Origin of the sequence: Curtobacterium sp. PhB128, from assembly GCF_004340725.1 — a bacterium.
Taxonomy (GTDB): Bacteria; Actinomycetota; Actinomycetes; order Actinomycetales; family Microbacteriaceae; genus Curtobacterium.
Genome location: NZ_SLUR01000006.1, coordinates 135021 through 153737, shown reverse-complemented (window position 1 = coordinate 153737; position 18717 = coordinate 135021). Strand labels below are relative to the sequence as shown.

Sequence of the window (18717 nt, the reverse complement as noted above, 5' to 3'; positions counted from 1 at the left end):
CACCCTGCCGGTCGGGGCACTCGGCCCGTCAGCCCTTCAGCGCTCCGGCGGCGATGTTGGCGATGAAGTGGCGCGAGCCGATGATGAACACGCCGATGAGCGGGAACACACTGATCACGGCGCCGGCCATCACCGCCCCGAGGTCGGTCGCGTTCACCGAGCTCAGTCCGGCCAGGGCCACCTGCAGGGTCTGTCCCTTCGGGTCGATGAGGACGATGAGCGGCCAGACGTAGTCGTTCCAGGCGGTGATGAAGGTGAAGATGCCGAGGAACGCGAGCCCGCCGCGGAGCATCGGGACCGCCACCGACCACCAGGTGCGGAAGAAACCCGCTCCGTCCACCCGGGCCGAGTCGATGACCTCGTTCGGGATCGACGAGGTGGCGAACTGCCGGAGCAGGAAGATGCCGAACGCGTTCGCCGCCCCCGGGATGATGAGCGCCTGCAGACCACCGATCCACCCGAGGTTCGCCATGAGCACGAAGCTCGGCACCAGCGACAGGCTGCCGGGCACCAGGAACGTGGCGAGCATGACGGTGAAGAGCGTGCGCTTGAACGGGAACTCGTACTTCGCGAACGCGAACGCAGCGAGCGAGTCGAACAGCATGACCAGGACGGCGGTGCTGCCGGCCACGAGCACGGTGTTCAGGAGTGCCCGCAGCATGTCGACGTTGCTGAACACCGACGCCACGTTCGCGAGGGCGTTGTCCCCGAACCAGAGCGACGGCGGGTAGCCGAAGATCTCGGCGTTCGTCGACGTCGACATCACGAGCAGCCACCAGAACGGGAAGATCGACAGCAGCACCCCGATGATCAGGCAGAGGTGCGTGATGGCGGTCCCGAGCCAGCCGCGGCGGAACCCGCGGCCGCGGTCGTTCCCCGCGGCGCCCGGTCGCCCGAGTGCCGCGGCGGTGTTGGTCGTCGTCGTGGTCGGTGTCGCGGTCATGCGTCGACCCCCTTCGTGCTGGTGCGGACCGTGCGGGCCACGCGGAGTCGTCGTGGGGTCTTCAGACCGTCGCGTTCACTGAGCAGACGCCAGTTGATGATCGCGAACACCACGGAGAACAGGAACAGCACCCAGGCGATCGCCGAGCCGTACCCGAAGTCGAACTGGTTGAACGCCTGCTCGTACTGGTAGAGCACGATCGTCATGCCGGCCTCGTCGGGGCCGCCCACCGCCTGTCCGTTGAACAGGATCTGCGGCTCCGTGAAGAGCCCGAGCCCACCGATCGTCGACGTGATGAGGGTGAACAGGATCACCGGGCGCAGCAGCGGCACGGTGATGCGCGAGAAGATCTGCCACGCGTTCGCGCCGTCCACCTTGGCGGCGTCGTACAACTCGGTCGAGATGGACTGCAGTCCGGCCAGGTAGATGATCGCGTTGTAGCCCGTCCAGCGCCAGATCACCATCACCGAGATGGTGACCTTGATGCCCCAGTACGACGACAGCCAGCCGACCGGGTCCGCGCCGAGTGCGCGCAGTGCCGCGTTCACCAGGCCGAAGCCGTCGGAGAACACCGAGCCGAACACGATCGCCATCGCGACCATGCTCGTGACGTTCGGCACGAAGAACGCGACGCGGTAGAAGCCCTTCGCCCGGATGTTGCCGTGCAGCAGGAACGCGAGCACGAGCGCGAGGAACAGCATCGGGATCGTCGACATCACCCAGATGAGGAACGTGTTGCCGACGGCGTTCCAGAACCGCGGGTCGCCGAGCAGGTACTGGTACTGGGCCAGACCGACGAACGCGGGGGAGCCGACCCCGTCCCAGTCGGTGAACGACAGCACGATCGAGAACACGATCGGGAACAGCCCGAACACCAGGAAGAGCACGTAGAACGGCGCGATCGCGACGTACTGCGGCCAGAACCGGCGGAGCCCGTACCGTTTGCCGGTCGCTGCGGTGGTGATGGAGGACGTCGGGGTCCCGACGACCGCGGGGATGCTCGTGGTCGGTGGTGCCTGCTTGGTGCTCATGCGCGGACCCCCCGCTTGTCGAGGACCCGGTTGGTCTGGTCGACGGCGTCCTGCCAGGCGCGGTCCGGGTCCTTGCCCCCGGCCTCGACGTTCGTGATCTCGGTCGCGAACGCACCGATGAACCGTTCGGAGTTCGAGATGTACGTCACCGGGACGTCCATCGCCGAGGCGTTGAAGAACGCCAGCGGGTCCTGGTCGCCGAAGTAGTCGCCGGGCTTCCGCATGACCCCGTTGTCGAACGACGCCGGGGTGGAGGGGAACAGCTGGATGTCGTTGTACGTGTGCGACTGCACCTCGGGCGAGGTGATCCACTGCGCGAACGCGGCGGCCGCGGCCGGGTCCTTCGAGGTCTTCGGGACGGCGAGGAACGACCCGCCGCTGTTGCCCGGCCGATCCGGTTGCCGGGCGACCCGCCACGTGCCGGCGGCGTCGGGCGCGGTGTCGTGGATGACCTGCGTCCACCACGCGCCCTCGATCTGTCCCGCGACCCGGCCGGACACCCACCCGGCGTTCTGGTCGGTGCCGGACTGCAGGTTGCCGGTGAGGCCGGAACGGACGCAGGCGACGGCGTTCTCCCACGCCTGCCGCACCGAGCTGTCGTCCTGCTCGAAGACCGGCTGGTCGTCGCGGTCGAAGTACCGCGTGGGGCTGGCGTAGACGTACTGGTTGAAGAGCTGGTTGGCGGTGATGACCGTCGCGGCGTCCGCACCCTTCCGGATCTTCGCGCCGAAGGAGCGGAACCCGTCCCACGTCGCGATCGCGTCGGAGACCTCGTCCGGGTCCGTCGGCAGCCCGGCCTTCGCCAGGACGTCCTGCCGGTAGAAGAAGCCGGTCGGTCCGGTGTCGACGGGCCAGAAGCACTGCCTGCCGCTCGGCGTCCGGCCGAGCGCGCTCTTCCAGTCGTAGTACTCGTCCCGCTTCGCCGCGCCGCCGTGGTCGTCGAAGTCGGTGAACAGGTCCTCGTCGGGGAAGTAGAGCCAGCAGTTCGAGTTGACCATCAGCACGTCGGGGATGAACGCGTTCCCGGCGAGTGCCGTCCGGAACTTGGTGTCGTACGAGGCGCCGCCGATCAGGTCGGGGCGGAGCCGCTTGGACCCCTGCCCGGCGATCCCCCCGGCGGCCTGCCGCAGGAACTTCGGGTCGAGCGACCGGTTCCAGTACCAGAGGACGAGTTCGTCAGGGTCCTTGGAGATGGCGGTGCTCGTGGAGCACCCGGCCAACAAGGCGGTGGTGGCGAGGGCTCCGAGGGCACCTGCGCCGGCGAGGAACCCCCGCCTGCTGAGACTGATCGATGGAGATGACGTCACGAAACTACCTGCTCTCGTCGTTGAGATCGGGTTGGAAACAGCGATACCGGGTCCTCGGAGCGTTCGACCGTGAACGCTCACGAAGTGGTCCAGAGCATCCTCTGTGAGACACGCCGTGTCAAGCACTTCCGCATTGATCCGCCGGGCGTGTGGCACTAGCGTCGTCGTGACCGTGAAGGTTCACGAGACGACAAGGATCCGCATGTCAGCGCAGACCGCGAACACCGCCAGCACCCCGACTCCGACGGTCGCCGACCGCCCCGGCTGGGCCGTCCTCGGCCCCGGGGGCATCGCCCGCCGCTTCCTCTCCCAGCTGCCCGCGAGCGGTGGTGCCCTGGTGGCTGCCGGCAGCTCGTCCACCGAGCGGGCGCAGAGCTTCGCCGACGAAGCCGCGCAGCTCGGGTTCGCCGACGTCTCCGCTGCGACCTACGACGAGGTCCTCGCCGACCCGCGCGTCGACGCCGTCTACGTCTCGACCGTGCACACCGGGCACGCGCGGCTCGTCCTCGCCGCGCTCGAGGCCGGCAAGGCCGTCCTGTGCGAGAAGCCCCTCGCCCCGAACCACGGCACCGCCATGGCGCTCGCCGATGCTGCACGCCAGGCCGGCCTGCCGCTGGTCGAGGCGTTCATGTACCGCTTCCACCCGCTGACCGCCGCACTGCTCGACCTCGTGCGGGACGGCGTGATCGGCGAGGTCACGCACATCGACGCCTCGTTCGCGTTCCGGACCGGTGAGCGGACCGGCCGACTGTTCGACGTCGACACGGCCGGCGGCGGGATCCTCGACGTCGGCGGGTACCCGGTGACGATGGCTGCCGCGATCGTGCAGGCCGCGACCGGGGTCGCCGTCGCCGAGCCGACGGAGCTCACCGCCACCGGCACCCTCGGGCCGACCGGTGTCGACGAGTGGACCGTCGCGCAGCTGACCTACCGCGGCGGCATCACGGCGTCCGTCCGCACCGGGGTCTTCGTGCAGGACGACAACGCGGTCGCGGTGTACGGCACGCGCGGTCGCCTCCTGCTCGCCGACCCGTGGACCCTCGGCGCCGACCCGACGATCGAGGTGCACACCGTCGACGAGGACCCGCGCACGCTGTCCTTCGCCGGCGAGCACCCCTACGCCCGTGAGGCCGACGCCACCACCGACGCCCTGCGTGCCGGTGCGGTCGAGGCAGCACAGATGACGATCGACGAGTCGCTCGCGACCGCCCGCACCCTCGACAAGTGGCGCGCCGCGATCGGCCTGCGCTACCCGTTCGAGGCCGAGTCCGCCGACATCCCCACCGTGAGCGGTCGGCCGCTCCGGGTGCAGGACGGCAACCCCATGCAGTACGGCGAGATCCCGGGTGTCGGCAAGCGGCTGTCGCGCCTGGTGATGGGCGTCGACAACCAGCCCGACCTCGCCCACGCCAGCGCGATCTTCGACCTGTTCGTCGAGCAGGGCGGCAACGTCTTCGACACCGGCTACATCTACGGCGGCGGTGTGCTCGAGGGCCGGCTCGGCAAGTGGATCCAGAACCGCGGCATCCGCGAGGACGTTGTCGTCATCACGAAGGGTGCGCACACGCCGTTCTGCGACCCGGAGTCCCTGACGAAGCAGCTGCTCGAGAGCCTCGAGCGCCAGGGCACCGACTACGCGGACATCTACATGATGCACCGCGACAACCCGGACATCCCGGTGGGGGAGTTCGTCGACGTCCTCGACGAGCACCGCCGCGCCGGCCGCATCCGCGTGTACGGCGGGTCGAACTGGACGCCGGCACGCTTCGACGAGGCCAACGCCTACGCACGGGCGAACGGGAAGCACGAGTTCGAGGTCCTCAGCAACCACTTCGGCCTGGCCGAGGCCTACGACGTGCCGTGGGACGGCTGCGAGCACGCGACCGACGCCGCGTCGAAGGCGTGGCTCGAGGAGCGTCAGGTCCCGCTGCTGCCGTGGTCGTCGCAGGCCCGTGGCTTCTTCACCGGCCGTGCGACGCCGGAGGACACCAGCGATGCCGAACTCGTCCGCTGCTACTACAGCGACGAGAACTTCGAGCGGCTCCGTCGCGCGCGGGAGCTCGGCGACCGGTTCGGCGTCCCCGCCACGGCGATCGCCCTGGCGTACGTGCTGAACCAGCCGTTCCCGACGTTCCCGCTCTTCGGACCGCGTACGATCGCGGAAGCCCGATCGTCCATGACGGGCCTCTCCGTCGACCTCACCCCGGAACAGGTGGCATGGCTGGACCTCCGCGACTGACCCAGTCGCCACCGGACGGCCCGCACTCCGGCGGCCGCGCGACGATCATCGACGTCGCTGCGGCCGCCGGGGTGTCCCGGCAGACCGTCACCCGCGCGATGAACGGCATGTCCGGCATCAGCGCGACCACGAAGGAGCGGGTGCTCGCCGTCGCGGCGTCGCTCGACTACCGGCCGTCGCGGTTCGGCCGCGGGCTGGTCACCGGCGGCGACCACCAGCTCGGGCTCGTCGTGAACGACCTGCGGAACCCGTACACGCCCCAGCTCGCGTCCGCCGTGTTCCGGCTCGCCGCCGAGCAGGGGTGGAACGTCATGCTCGCCGACGTCGACCTGGCGAGTGACGCCGACCGGATGGTCCAGGCGCTCGGTGCGCAGACCGACGTGGTCATCGGTTACCTCGGCTCGCGCCGGCACCGGTGGAGCGAGCTCCTCGGCAACGTGCCGATGGTCGAGCTCGACCCGTCCTCCGACCCGCCCACGGCTGCGGTGTGGATCGACCCCGCCGACGCGATCGAGGCCCTTGCCGACCACCTGGTGGCGACCGGGGTGCGGCACCCGGTCGTGCTCGACAACTCGTCACCGGACCACACGAGCGCGCGCGGCCTGCTCATGCTGGACGCGCTGCGCCGCCGCGGCTACCTGCCGGAGCTCCTGCACGCGCCGCACGGCACCGCCGAGTGCGGTGCCGACGAGACGGTGCGGATCCTGGCTCGGAAGCGCCGACTCGACGCGATCCTGGCCTTCAACGACGTGATGGCGCTCGGCGTGCTGCAGGCCTGCCGCCGCGCGGGCGTCGACGTCCCCGGTGAGGTCCGGGTCGTCGGCGTCGACGGCCTGCCACTCGGCGCTCTCGTGTCGCCGATGCTGACGACCCTGGCGGTCGACCTCGATGCCGTCGCGCGCGAGGCCCTCGCGCTCGCGCTCGGCATGCTCGCCGGTGAGCTGCCGCGGCACGGCGCCGCAGTGCAGCGCACCGTGCGCCACAGCCTGCTGGTCCGCGACTCCGCCTGACGACGGCCGGCCCGCCCGCCCCGCCGGTCCCGCCCCGCCCCGCCCCGCCGGCCCAGCCTGCCCCCGAGGTTCCGAGATCTCGGCATGTCGGCGCTCAGGCCGCCCGACATCGGAACCTGGGCGGAGTCCACGCGGCGTGTTGTGGACCCCCGGCACCGGACCCCCGGCACCGGACCCCCGGCACCGGACCCCCGGCACCGGACGCAGGTCGTGCCGTCGCTGCAGCCTCCCGCCCTGGGCGGGACCAGCCGTCGGACGGGAGGCCCGTGGCGAGCCCGCCACGGGCCTCCCGTCCGCTTGATGGTTGCATTTGCAACCATCACCGTCCAGACGGTACACTGACGGAGTCCTGACGGGGCGCGTGTCCATCCCGCGTCCCGTCTCGTCTGCCCCACGCACCGCCCGCCGTCGACCAGGTCCGGCTCGAAGTCCCAGGAGTCCGCCGTGTCCGCACTGCTCACCAGCCCCATCGCCACCCGCGTCACCGGCAGCCGCGCCCGACGGTTCCTCGCGCTCGCCGTGCTGATGCTGCCGGTCCTGCTCATCTCGGTGGACAACACCGTGCTGAGCTTCGCGCTGCCGTCGATCAGTCGTGCGCTCAACCCGGACGCCACCACGCAGCTCTGGATCGTCGACGCGTACCCGCTCGTCCTGGCCGGGCTGCTCGTCGTGATGGGCAGCATCGGTGACCGCATCGGCCGCCGTCGGATCCTGGTGATCGGGGCCACCGGCTTCGCGCTGTTCTCCGTCGCCGCGGCCTTCGCGACCGACGCCTGGATGCTCGTCGCCGCCCGGATCGCGATGGGGGTGTTCGGCGCGATGCTCATGCCCGCGACACTCTCGATCATCCGCAACGTCTTCGTCGACGCGGGGGAGCGGCGGATGGCGCTGGCCGTGTGGTCGACCATGTTCGCGGCCGGCAACGCCCTCGGTCCGCTCGTCGGTGGCACGCTGCTCGCGCACTTCCACTGGGGCAGCGTCTTCCTGGTCGCGGTGCCGATCCTCGTGCTCATGCTCGTCGGCGTCCCGTTCTGCGTGCCGGAGTCGCGCGACCCGATGCCGGGGCCGGTCGACGTGCCGAGCATGTTCCTGTCCCTCGGCGCGCTGGCGCCGATCGCCTGGGCGATCAAGTCGTTCGTGCACCCGGAGGAGCGCGGGTTCGCCGTCGCGATGCTCGCCGTCGGCGTCGTGTGCGGCATCGCGTTCGTCCGCCGGCAGCTGCGGTCCCGCACGCCGATGCTCGACCTGCGCCTGTTCCGCAGCACGGCGTTCACCGGCAGCGTGCTCATGAACCTGATGGCGATGTTCTCGCTGACCGGCTTCCTGTTCTTCATCGCGCAGCACCTGCAGCTCGTGGCGGGGCTCGACCCGTTCGCCTCGGGCGTCGTGCTGATCCCCGGATCGGTGCTCACGATCGTCGCCGGACTCGCGGTGGTGCCGGTCGTCGCACGGGTCGCACCGCGCTGGGTCGTGTCGGTCTCGCTGCTGTTCTCCGCCGCGGCGTACGCCCTCGTGGCGGTCCTCGGACACCACGCGTCGATCGCGGCGCTGGCCTTCGCGTTCGTGCTGCTCGGCATCGGGATCGGCGCGTCCGAGACCGTCACGAACGACCTCATCATCTCGACCGCTCCGGCGGACAAGGCCGGTGCGGCGTCCGCGATGTCCGAGACGGCGTACGAGATCGGTGCGGTGCTCGGAACGGCCGTCCTCGGCACGATCCTGGCGACCACCTACCGGGCGCACGTCGTGGTGCCGGGCGGCCTGAGTTCGACGGCGCACACCGCTGCCCAGGAGACGCTCGGTGGTGCGGTGTCCGCCGCGTCGTCCCTCGGCGGCGGCGCCGGTCAGGCGCTCCTCGAGTCGGCACGGGCAGCGTTCGACTCCGGCGTGACGATCACGGCCGGCGTCGCCGCGGTGCTCATGGTGATCGCTGCCGCAGGCGCCGTCGTCATGCTCAAGCGCCGCTGACGCGCGTCGCTTCGTGAGCGGCTGACGCGCGCCGCTTCGTGAGCCGCTGACGCGCGCTGCTTCGTGAGCGGAAATGGTCGGGTTGCGCCACGCGACCCGACCATTTCTGCTCACGAAGTCATCGCCACGGCGCGCCCGGGAGCCGTCGAACCTGTGAATCGTTGACCTCAACCATGGTTCAGGTCATACGTTGGGACATGCCCGCCCAGTGACGGCACACCCCCGCGCGAAGGAACGACGACGAACACCATGCCCGACGAAGCCCCGGCGAACATCGCCGAAGCGTACAAGTCCGCGTTCCGCGGGCACCCGGCCGGCGTCGCCGTCATCACCGCCGAGGGGCCGGACGGTCCGACCGGACTCACCGCCTCGAGCGTCGCGAGCGTGGCTGTGGACCCGCCGGTCCTCGTCTTCTCGCTGTCCACGAACTCCGGGTCCGCCGGGGTCGTGCTCGGCGCTCCGGTCTTCGTCGTGCACCTGGTCGACTCGCTCAGCGTGGCGCTCGCCCGGCGGTTCGCCTCGACCGGCAGCCCGACCGCTGACGACCCGATCTGGGGCACCCTGCCCTCGGGTGACCGCTACCTGCCCAGTGCCGCGAGCGCGCTGCGGTGCCGCCCGCTCTCCACGACCCCGATCGGCAGCTCGACCGTCGTCGTCGCCGAGGTCCTCGACATCGTCGTCGGCCTCGAGCACGGCGAGCCGCTGGTCTACCACAACCGGGAATTCCACTCCCTCACCGATCGTTCCCGGCTCTCGTGAGCCGCGGAATCCCATCCGCAACCCACTGATCGAAAGGACCTCACATGGCTGAGTACACCCTGCCGGAGCTGCCGTACGACTACGCCGCACTCGAGCCGCACATCAGCGGCAAGATCATGCAGCTGCACCACGACAAGCACCACCAGGCCTACGTGACCGGAGCGAACACCGCGCTGCAGCAGCTCGGTGAAGCGCGCGAGTCGGGCAACTTCGGTGCGATCAACAAGCTCGAGAAGGACCTGGCGTTCCACCTCGGTGGCCACGTCAACCACTCGATCTTCTGGACCAACCTCGGCCCGGACACGAAGGTCCCCGAGGGCGAGCTCGCCGCGGCGATCGACGAGTTCTTCGGCTCGTTCGACACCTTCAAGGCGCAGTTCGCCGCCGTCGCGAACGGCATCCAGGGCTCCGGCTGGGCCGTCCTGGCCTGGGACACCGTCGGCCAGAAGCTGACCACGTTCCAGCTGTTCGACCAGCAGGCCAACGTGCCGTTCGGCCTCGTGCCGATCTTCCTGCTCGACATGTGGGAGCACGCCTTCTACCTCGACTACCTCAACGTCAAGGCGGACTACGTGAAGGCCGTCTGGAACATCGTCGACTGGGAGAACGTCGCGGCTCGCTTCGCCAACGCGAAGTCGCAGTCGTTCGTGACGCTCTGATCCACCGACCGCGGGTCGCGTGACGCGACCGACGGACGAACGGGAGGCACGGTGCCAGCTGGCACCGTGCCTCCCGTTCGTGCATCACGCCGCGGTGACTGCCGCGCCGGCGGCGAGCCGGTCGGCGATCGCCCGGAGCGCGGCGTCGGTGTCGGCGCGCTCGCGGTCGATGATCGCGGTCCACTGGGCACCGCGGGCAGTCGTCACGGCGTCGCGTGCGACGCGGTCGGCGGCCTCGGCGTCGTAGCCGTGTGCGAGGCACCACGCGGCAACCGCTGCCACGTGGTCCCGGTGCAGACCGCGTTGCCGGACCCGGCCGTCCATCGCCTCGACGGACCCGAGCTCGAAGGTGAGCCGGGCGGCGAGGGCTCGGTGCGGGTCGTCGAGGCGACCGAAGCTGGTCACCAAGTAGTCGGCGAGGGCGGAGTGGTCAGCTGCGGGATCGAGCGCAGCGTGGCAGACCGTGTCGGCCAGGTGCACGACGACGGAGTCGATGAGGGCGTCGCGGGAGCCGAAGTGGTAGACGATCGGGTACGCGCTGGTGCCCAGGATGCGCCCGAGGCTGCGGACCGAGACGTCCTCGAGCTTGGTGTCCAGCAGGTGCAGGGTGACCTTCTCGAGGATCGCCGGCTTGAGCGTCGGGTCGGGCTTCCGGGGCATGGCATCTCCGTCGGATCGTCGGCGGCGGGCACACGGCCCGCCACATGGTGGCATTGCGTATGTTACCGGTCGGACAGTGCGATTGGCCACCACGATGAGGGTCCGTGCGGGCCCGAAAACGGAGCTTTACTCGGTTCCCCGTACACTGGAGCAGATGTCCATGCCGCAAGAGGCCTCCGTGCCCGTGTCGCAGCCCGAGGGGACCCGTGCCGGACGGGTGGTCGCGGGCCGCCGTCGTGGCGCCGGAAAACGGTTCCTGGTCATCGGCGACGTCCTGGACGGCGTGCTCGTGCAGACGACCGCGCACACCATCGGGGTGCACGACCCCGCCGCTGTGATCCGCCACCGACCGACGGGTGCCGCCGGCAACACCGCCGCTTGGCTCGGCTGGCTCGGTGCCGAGGTGGACCTCGTCGCGCGGGTCGGCGTCGACGACGTCTACCGGCACGAGCGCTCGCTGGAGGACGCCGGTGTCCGCCCGCACCTGCGCTACGACGCGATGACCTCCACCGGGGTCGTGGTGTCCGTGCGCAACGACAGCGGCCGCACGGCGATGTCCGACCCGGCCGCGAGCGGGAAGCTCACGGCTGCCGACGTCCCCGAGGCCGTGGCCCGACGCGCGGACATCGTGCACCTGACCGGGCACGCGATGCTCGGTGGCGGCGCCGCCCGCATCGCGTCCCTGGTCGCCCGCGCCCGGACCGGGTCGGCCCGGGTGTCGCTCGACCCGTCCTCGGCAGCGATCGTCCGGTCGGTCGGTGCCCCCGCCTTCCTCGAGGCCCTCGTCGGCGTCGACGTCCTCTTCCCCGGCCGGCAGGAGGCCCTCGAACTGACGGGGACGACCGACCTCGACGACGCGGTGCGGCGACTCACCGAGCACGTGCCGCTCGTGGTGGTCACGGTGGGCGCCGACGGCGTGCTGGTGGGGCGACGCGGACGGAGCGTGCACCGGGTCCCCGCGACGCCGGCCACGGTCGTCGACACCGTCGGCGCCGGTGACGCGTTCGCCGCGGGCTTCGTGCGTGCCTGGGCGACCGATCCCGTGCGCGTCGGGGCGGCTGCGCGTGAGGGCACTCGCGTGGCGGCGCGGGCACTCGGGTTCGTGGGTGGTCGTCCACCGGTGTGACGGGCAGTCGCCGGACCGGCACCGACACGGACCGGGCCGGCCCGTCGCGTGGGGTTCGGTGTGTCAGCGCTCGGCGGGCTCCGCCACGACGGTGAGGGTCTGGACCCGTCCTGCCGCGCCAGGGGCGAGCCGGATCTCGACGCGCAACCGCCCGCAGGTGCCGGGCAGCCACCACCGCAGGTGCGACGGCGTCGACGACTGCTCCGCGACGGGAGCGGCGGTCAGGTCGGCACCCACCTCGGCCACCGCCGCCGCGATCGCCCGCCGGCGTCGGTCGTAGGGGACGTCCATCGCCACGTTCGGCGTGCAGACCACGTCCGCTCCGTCGTCCTGCCAGTCGGCCAGGAGGCCCGTCACGGCAACCTGCGCGGCTCGCGTCGCCCGGATGGTCGGCTCGGCGCCGGGGCGGCGCACCGGTCCGGTCGTCATGTCGCCGTGCCCGTCGGACGCCGCCGGACGCGCTGCGTCCAGGAGCAGGTCGTGTGCCTGCTGGGCAGCGGTGGAGACCTTCGCCTGCGTGGCGTTCTCGAACGCGACGACACCGAGACCCGTCTGCGCGGACCAGCGCATGTGTGCCGAGAACCCCGGGTAGCCGCCGGAGTGCGAGACGAGTTCGCCGAACCGGTCGTCCTGTTCGACGAACAGTCCGAAGCCGTAGGCCGTGGCGCGTGACGAGCCGGGGACGACGGACGACGGCACGACCCGCATCGCCTGCTGCATGAGCCGGCGGTCGGCGGGGGAGACCGGGCCGGGTTCCGGAGCATCGGAGGACGCCGACCCGAGGTGCGTGGCCCACCGTGCGAGGTCGCGGACGGTGGAGAACAGTCCGCCGATCGACGAGAACGCACCCGGGCCGGTCATCGGCAGGGGCTCCCAGTCGCCGTCGTGCGGGCGGAACCCGGTGACGACCGGTCCCTGCGCCTCGGCCGCGCTGAACACCGTGTGGTCGAGACCGAGCGGTCGGAGCACGGTGTCACGTGCTGCCTGGGTGAACGGACGGCCGGTGACGACGGCGACGACCCGACCGAGCAGCGCGTAGCCGAGGTTCGAGTACGCGAACCGGGTGCCGGGCACGGAGTCGAACAGCAGACCGCCGCGCAGGACGTCGTCGAGCTCGGCGTCGCTGATCGACTCCTGCCGGTCCGCCCAGGGGTCGTCGGTGGGGAAGCCGGCCGACATGGTCAGCAGCATCCGCACGGTCGGCACGGGGGAGTCCGGTGTGGGCAGGGGCACCGCGCCGAACGCCGGGACGAACGCGGTGATCGGCGCGTCGAGGTCCAGTCGACCGTCGGACACCAGCGTCAGCAGCGTCGCCGCGGTGACACTCTTCGTGCACGATGCGATCCGGTAGACGGTGTCGGCATCCGGCCGCTGCCCGTCGCCGCGGTCGCCGTGGCCCCCGGAGGCGACGAGACCCGTCCGGTCGAACACACCCCACGCACTGCTCGGCGCGACGCCACGGTCGACACGGTCACGGAAGAGCGCGTCGACCTGCGCGACGGCGGTGTCCCACGGGCTCATGACCGACGCATCTCGGCGTACGCGTCGAGCGCGCGCTGCCGGGTCACCTTGAGGTCGACCATCGGCTCGGGCCGGAGTTCCTCCGACGGCACCCACCGGTGCACGTACTCGCGGTGCGGGTCGAAGCGCTCGAGCTGCCGGTCGGGGTTGAACACCCGGAAGTACGGCGCCGCGTCGAAGCCCGACCCGGCGACCCACTGCCAGTTCGCGGCGTTGTTGGCGGAGTCGGCGTCGACGAGGGTGTCCCAGAACCACTGCTCGCCCACCCGCCAGTCGACGAGCAGGTTCTTGACGAGGAAGCTCGCGGTCGCCAACCGGACACGGTTGTGCATGGCGCCGGAGTGCCACAGCTCGCGCATGCCGGCGTCGACGAGGTCGAACCCGGTCGTCCCGGTGCGCCACCGGTCGACCTCGGCCGTCGGGGCGTCCCGCCACGGGAACGCGTCGAACTCACGACGCACGTTCACCGTCGTGATGTCCTCGCAGTGGAAGTACTCGTTCCAGTTGAACTCGCGCCAGGCCAGCTGTCGCAGGAAGGCCGAGGCGTTCTGGCGCTGCTCGGGCTCGAGCGCTCCGTGCAGCCGGTGCCACACCTGGTACGGGCTGACCTCGCCCCAGCGCAGGTGCGGGGACAGGTCGCTCGTGGCGGCCATGGCGGGTTCGTCGCGCTGGTCGTAGTCCTCGAGCGCATGGGTGACGAAGTGCTCGAGCCGCTGGTGTGCGCCGTGCTCGCCGGGCTCCCAGGCATCGCGGAGTCCGCCGGCCCAGTCGGGACGGGTCGGCAGCAGGTCCCACTGGCGCAGGTCGTCGCTCGCGACGCGGGCCGGGGCGGGCAGGTCGCGGGGCTTCGGGAGCGGGTGCCGTGGTTCCGGCATCGCCTGAGCAGCGCGCCAGAACGGGGTGAACACCTTGTACGGCTCGCCCTGTCCGGTGCGGACGGTCCACGGTTCCCAGAGCAGGCTCGCCGCGAAGCTGTGCGCCTCGATGCCGCGGTCGTGCAGGGCGCTCTTGATGCCGGCGTCGACCTCGCGCTCGGCTGGACCGTACCGACGGTTCCAGAACACGGCGTCGGCACCGGTGTCGGCGACGAGGGTGTCGATCACCGCGGCGGCCGCACCCCGTCGCAGCACCAGCCGCGAGTCACGGTCACGCAGTTCGCCGTCCAGCGCGGTGAGCGAGTGGTGGAGCCACCAACGGCTCGCCGCGCCCGCGGGACGGATGCCGGGGGATTCGTCGTCGAGGACGTAGGCCACCGTGACGTCGCCGCCGTGGTCGATCGCGGCACGCAGCGCAGGGTTGTCGGCCAGCCGCAGGTCGTCGCGGAGCCAGACCAGTGCGCCGGTCACACCGCTGCCGGGTCCGACTCGGAGACCGACCGCGCGACGGCCCGTCGGCCCGGGGCGGTGCCGACCGCGAGGCGCAGCTTCGTGCAGAGCTCGGTGAGCGTGCGGAGTTCGGCGTCGGACAGTCCGGCGCCGACCTGCTGCGCGATGCTCGCCGCGTGCTGCACGGCCACCTGGCGGTAGACGTCGAACCCGTGCGGGGTGAGTGCCACGATGACGCCGCGGGCATCGGACGGATCCGGCTGCTTCTCGACGATCCCGCGGGCGAGCAGGCGATCGACCAGACGGCTCACGCTCGGCTGGGTGAGGAGCAGGTGGCCGGTGAGGTCACGCATGCGGCAGCGTCGACCGGGCTGCGTCGACAGGTTGAAGCAGACGTCGTACTCGTTGAAGGAGATCTCGCCGCCGGGGAAGTCCGCGTTGAGGCTCCGCATCACGGTGACCTGGGCGCGGAACAGTGATTCCCAGGCAGCGACGGCGGTCGCCTTCTCGCTGCGGCGTGACTCGCTCACGATGGCGCTCCCCTCTGGTCGGACGGTCCGTCCACACTACCGACGGCCCCCGACAGGCGCGGGTTCGACATGCACGCGCTCGGACATGCACGAGGGCCGGCCGCTCTTCCGAGCGACCGGCCCTCTCCCTTGCACCAAGAGTTTCCTGCAATCACATTCCGCAGGCGGTGCCACAGCAAACACCGTCTGCACCACCGACTGTATAACGAAGCGGTAACGGCGCGCTAGCCTCCGCGTGCGTCGTTCGCTGCGAGTTCACCAAGAGCGACCGATCAGGATCAGAAGAGGTCGGGCGACGGCGTCGAGGCGTAGCGGACGGCCACGTCGGCGTGCCGGTCGAACCGGTAGCCCACGCCGCGGACGGTGCGGACGATCTCCTCGAACGCGCCGAGCTTGGAGCGGAGACGACGCACGTGCACGTCGATGGTGCGCTCGTTCGGGGTCTCGTCCTCGCCGTCGGACCACAGGCCGTCGATGATGGCCGAGCGGTCCACCGTCTGGCCCTCGCGCAGCACCAGGAACTGCAGGAGTTCGAACTCCTTGTAGGTCAGGGGAGCCGCGTCGCCGTCGAGCGTGACGCGCTTGCGGGAGATGTCGATGACGACCCCGGTCTCCTCCGGCTCGGGCTTCTCGGCCTGCTTGCGGGCGGCGACCGCGGACCGGTCCTGCAGGGCCAGTCGGACGACGTCGACGTCACGGCCACCGGACTGCTCCGCGGCGACAGCGACGGCAGCGTAGGTCTCCGAGTTCGGCACCAGCTGCGCGGTCAGTGCCTTCAGCTGCTCGACGACGGCTGCGAGCGTCGTACCGGCCGCTGCCGCCTTCGCCTCGTCGATCCCGACGTAGAGCGCGAAGCCACGGGCCTCGGTGCCCTCGGGCAGGGAGCGGTTGCGCTGCGGTGCGACGACCGGGCTGGTCGGCACGCTCGTCTGCCCGGTCGTGGCCGGCGTCGCGGGACGCGGACGGATCGGGGTGACCGTCCCGAGGTCGGTCGGCGCCGGAGCGGCGGTGCGGAGCGCGGTGCGGGGCTGGGCGATGGTGAGCGACATGGTGGTTCTCCGGGCGATGTGGCCGGTGCGCGTGTGGCGCTGGCGGCGGTGTCGAATGCGTCGACCCGGGTACGGCTGGATGCCGATGTGCCCTGCGGTCCTGCTGCGGACCGGGGCGGACCCGGGGGAACGGGAGACAGACCTCGTGACGTGGTGCGCGTCGCCGACGGTGTCCGTCACCCGGGGATCACACGCTCGCGACCGGGGTGGTGTCGCGGGGGATCCGGCTGGAACGGGTGCCGATCAGGCACACATTCGACAACGCATGACGGCGACCGGCATCATCATGCCGGCAGTCCCCTGGACCTCGGAGAGGACGCGGGTGGACACGGTTGCAGTCATGGGACGAGTATCGGCGGTATACCAAGGTGGTGTCAACCGTCCGAGCAGACGGTGCGTTCCGCGCACCGGTCGCGGTGGACCGGGCTGACGGACGACGGGAGGCCCGTGGCGGTGTCGCCACGGGCCTCCCGTCGATCGTCGGTGACGTCGACTGCCTACTCGGCCAGACCGTAGAGGCGGTCGCCGGCGTCGCCGAGACCGGGGACGATGTACCCGTTCTCGTCGAGCTTCTCGTCGAGGGCGCCGAGGACGATCGAGACGTTGCGGTCGCCGACGGCCTCTTCGACCATGGCGAGCCCCTCCGGCGCACCGAGGATGCACACGCAGGTGATCTCCTCGGCACCGCGGGCGAACAGGAAGTCGATGGCAGCGGCGAGGGTCCCGCCGGTGGCCAGCATCGGGTCGAGCACGAAGCACTGACGGCCGGACAGGTCGTCGGGCAGGCGCTCGGCGTAGGTCTGCGGCTCGAGCGTCTCCTCGTTGCGGGCCATGCCGAGGAACCCGACCTCGGCCGTCGGCACGAGCTTGACCATGCCCTCGAGCATGCCGAGGCCGGCACGCAGGATCGGGACGACGAGCGGACGCGGCTTGGCGATCGAGACGCCCATGGTGTGCGCCACGGGGGTGTCGATGGGCGTCGCGGTGACCCGGACGTTCCGCGTGGCCTCGTACGCGAGGAGCGTGACGAGCTCTTCGGTCAGGGCGCGGAACGTGGGGGAGGGTGTGGTCCGGTCGCGGAGCACCGAGAGCTTGTGGGTGATGAGCGGGTGGTCGGCGACGTGGACTCGCATAGGGTCGAGCCTACCGTGCTGCCGACCACCTGGAGGTCCCGTGGAAGCGCCCGCTGCCCGTCCGTTCGTCCCGGCGATGGAGCGCGCGCTCGACGAGGCCCGGGCCTGCCTGGCGACCGGCGACGTGCCCGTGGGCGCGGTGGTGCTCGACCGCGACGGCGTCGTCGTCGCCGTCGGCCGGAACGAGCGCGAGGCGCTGCAGGACCCGACCGCCCACGCCGAGGTGCTCGCGCTCCGCGCGGCCGCCGCGGTCACGGGGGACTGGCACCTCGACGAGCACACGCTCGTCGTGACCCTCGAACCGTGCCCGATGTGCGCCGGGGCGATCCTGGCCGCACGCGTGCCGCGGGTCGTGTTCGGCGCCTGGGACCCGAAGGCGGGCGCGACCGGCAGCGTCTACGACATCGCCAGGGACCGTCGGCTGCCGCACCGCTCCGAGGTCGTCGGCGGCGTGCTCGAACGCGAGTGCGCCGCGCTGCTCGACGCGTTCTTCAGTCAGCGGCGAGGATGACGATCGCCTCGGTCGGCGGGCGCGGACCGGTGCGGAGCACGTCGGGCTCGACGTAGATGACCCGGGCGATCGGCACCGCGGAGCGCACCCGCTGCTCGACCGTGTCGATGCCCGCGGCGACGTCCCCCAGGCGGCGGTCGCCGTCGACGGCGACCTTCACGCCGACCATCAGCTCGTCCGGGCCCAGGTACAGGGTCTTGATGTGGATGATCGAGTCGACCTCCGGGCCGTCGAGCACCGCGTGCTTGATCCGCTCGACGTCGGCGGCGGTCGCGCCTTCCCCGACGAGGAGGCTCTTCGTCTCGATGCCCAGGACGACCGCGACGGCGATGAGCAGGGCGGCGATGAAGATCGTGCCGATCGCGTCGAAGACGCCGTTGCCGGTGATCGCGGTCAGCCCGACGCCGAAGAGTGCGAACACCAGGCCGAGCAGTGCCGCGGTGTCCTCGAGCATGACGACGGGCAGCTCCGGGGCCTTGGCGCGGCGGACGAACTGGACCCAGCTGAGCGTGCCCTTCTGCGGCCGGGCCTCCTTCAGCGCGGTGCGGAGCGAGAAGCCCTCGAGCCCGATCGCGATGACGAGCACGACGAGCGGCAGCCACCAGTTCTCGAGCGGGTGCGGGTGGGCGAGCTTCTCGATGCCCTCGTAGAGCGAGAAGACGCCGCCGACGGAGAACAGGATGATCGAGACGACGAAGGCGTAGACGTAGCGCTCGCGGCCGTAGCCGAACGGGTGCTCCTCGTCGGCGGCGCGGCGCGCCCGGCGACCACCGAGCAGCAGGAGGAGCTGGTTCGCGGAGTCGGCCAGGGAGTGCACGCCCTCGGCCAGCATCGACGCGGACCCGCTGATCGCCGCCGCGACGAACTTCACGATCGCGATGCCGACGTTCGCACCGAGTGCGGCGAGGATCGCCTTCGTGCCTCCTGAAGCGCTCACAGCTGTCCC

General features: G+C 71.1%; 17 protein-coding genes. 7 read left to right on the top strand and 10 right to left on the bottom strand.

Translation table 11 applies throughout. The features are described from left to right. Window positions 1-28: 28 nt before the first annotated feature. The 3 genes from EDF23_RS12100 to EDF23_RS12090 are packed head-to-tail and all read right to left on the bottom strand — an operon-like array spanning window position 29 to window position 3281. A complete protein-coding gene (locus tag EDF23_RS12100; protein WP_243648906.1) occupies window positions 29-943 on the bottom strand; it encodes a carbohydrate ABC transporter permease in 915 nt (304 codons plus the stop codon). Then, window positions 940-1974, bottom strand: a complete 1035-nt coding sequence (locus EDF23_RS12095; RefSeq protein WP_111084305.1) for a sugar ABC transporter permease — start codon at window positions 1972-1974, stop codon at window positions 940-942. The genes EDF23_RS12100 and EDF23_RS12095 overlap by 4 nt, the downstream gene beginning before the upstream one ends. Continuing rightward, window positions 1971-3281, bottom strand: a complete 1311-nt coding sequence (locus EDF23_RS12090) for an ABC transporter substrate-binding protein (protein WP_243648905.1) — start codon at window positions 3279-3281, stop codon at window positions 1971-1973. Before EDF23_RS12090 ends, EDF23_RS12095 begins: the two co-directional genes overlap by 4 nt. Window positions 3282-3483: 202 nt before the next feature. On the opposite strand from EDF23_RS12090, the gene EDF23_RS12085 reads away from it, so the two are divergent. The 5 genes from EDF23_RS12085 (at window position 3484) to EDF23_RS12065 (ending at window position 9916) form a co-directional block, all read left to right on the top strand. Beyond that, on the top strand, window positions 3484-5520 hold the full coding sequence (locus EDF23_RS12085) for an aldo/keto reductase (RefSeq protein ID WP_131921764.1): 2037 nt from the start codon (window positions 3484-3486) through the stop codon (window positions 5518-5520). After that, window positions 5499-6530, top strand: coding sequence for a LacI family DNA-binding transcriptional regulator (locus tag EDF23_RS12080; protein WP_131879331.1), 1032 nt, complete (start codon window positions 5499-5501; stop codon window positions 6528-6530). The genes EDF23_RS12085 and EDF23_RS12080 overlap by 22 nt, the downstream gene beginning before the upstream one ends. Window positions 6531-6974: 444 nt before the next feature. Continuing rightward, window positions 6975-8498, top strand: a complete 1524-nt coding sequence (locus EDF23_RS12075; RefSeq protein ID WP_123292076.1) for an MFS transporter — start codon at window positions 6975-6977, stop codon at window positions 8496-8498. A 249-nt stretch (window positions 8499-8747) separates the two neighbouring features. Beyond that, complete coding sequence (locus EDF23_RS12070; RefSeq protein WP_111084301.1) at window positions 8748-9257, top strand: flavin reductase family protein; 510 nt, start codon at window positions 8748-8750, stop codon at window positions 9255-9257. A gap of 44 nt (window positions 9258-9301) precedes the next feature. Continuing rightward, window positions 9302-9916 (top strand): superoxide dismutase, encoded by a 615-nt coding sequence (locus EDF23_RS12065; protein ID WP_111084300.1) that lies wholly within the window; start codon window positions 9302-9304, stop codon window positions 9914-9916. An 84-nt stretch (window positions 9917-10000) separates the two neighbouring features. On the opposite strand, the gene EDF23_RS19235 is transcribed toward EDF23_RS12065, so the two are convergent. Beyond that, on the bottom strand, window positions 10001-10576 hold the full coding sequence (locus tag EDF23_RS19235) for a hypothetical protein (RefSeq protein WP_165901111.1): 576 nt from the start codon (window positions 10574-10576) through the stop codon (window positions 10001-10003). A 154-nt stretch (window positions 10577-10730) separates the two neighbouring features. Here EDF23_RS19235 and EDF23_RS12055 point away from each other — a divergent pair, with 154 nt between their 5' ends. After that, the gene (locus tag EDF23_RS12055; RefSeq protein ID WP_165901110.1) at window positions 10731-11702 is read left to right on the top strand and encodes a PfkB family carbohydrate kinase; all 972 of its coding nucleotides are present in this window, start codon (window positions 10731-10733) and stop codon (window positions 11700-11702) included. Between the two features lie 63 nt (window positions 11703-11765). Here EDF23_RS12055 and EDF23_RS12050 read toward each other — a convergent pair whose 3' ends face one another. The 5 genes from EDF23_RS12050 to upp all read right to left on the bottom strand — a co-directional run bounded on the left by EDF23_RS12050 (window position 11766) and on the right by upp (window position 17260). After that, window positions 11766-13223, bottom strand: a complete 1458-nt coding sequence (locus EDF23_RS12050) for a serine hydrolase domain-containing protein (protein WP_131921762.1) — start codon at window positions 13221-13223, stop codon at window positions 11766-11768. Beyond that, window positions 13220-14569 (bottom strand): deoxyribodipyrimidine photo-lyase, encoded by a 1350-nt coding sequence (locus tag EDF23_RS12045; RefSeq protein ID WP_131921761.1) that lies wholly within the window; start codon window positions 14567-14569, stop codon window positions 13220-13222. The genes EDF23_RS12050 and EDF23_RS12045 overlap by 4 nt, the downstream gene beginning before the upstream one ends. Beyond that, on the bottom strand, window positions 14566-15078 hold the full coding sequence (locus EDF23_RS12040) for a MarR family winged helix-turn-helix transcriptional regulator (protein ID WP_123338832.1): 513 nt from the start codon (window positions 15076-15078) through the stop codon (window positions 14566-14568). The genes EDF23_RS12045 and EDF23_RS12040 overlap by 4 nt, the downstream gene beginning before the upstream one ends. Window positions 15079-15356: 278 nt before the next feature. Then, window positions 15357-16127, bottom strand: coding sequence for a winged helix-turn-helix domain-containing protein (locus tag EDF23_RS12035; protein WP_123292081.1), 771 nt, complete (start codon window positions 16125-16127; stop codon window positions 15357-15359). A 497-nt stretch (window positions 16128-16624) separates the two neighbouring features. Continuing rightward, window positions 16625-17260: a uracil phosphoribosyltransferase gene (gene upp / locus EDF23_RS12030; RefSeq protein WP_111084293.1), complete on the bottom strand. Its 636-nt coding sequence runs from the start codon at window positions 17258-17260 to the stop codon at window positions 16625-16627. A 76-nt stretch (window positions 17261-17336) separates the two neighbouring features. Here upp and EDF23_RS12025 point away from each other — a divergent pair, with 76 nt between their 5' ends. After that, window positions 17337-17771: a nucleoside deaminase gene (locus EDF23_RS12025; RefSeq protein WP_123938773.1), complete on the top strand. Its 435-nt coding sequence runs from the start codon at window positions 17337-17339 to the stop codon at window positions 17769-17771. On the opposite strand, the gene EDF23_RS12020 is transcribed toward EDF23_RS12025, so the two are convergent. After that, the gene (locus EDF23_RS12020; protein WP_123292082.1) at window positions 17752-18708 is read right to left on the bottom strand and encodes a cation diffusion facilitator family transporter; all 957 of its coding nucleotides are present in this window, start codon (window positions 18706-18708) and stop codon (window positions 17752-17754) included. The genes EDF23_RS12025 and EDF23_RS12020 overlap by 20 nt on opposite strands. Between the last annotated feature and the right edge of the window lie 9 nt (window positions 18709-18717).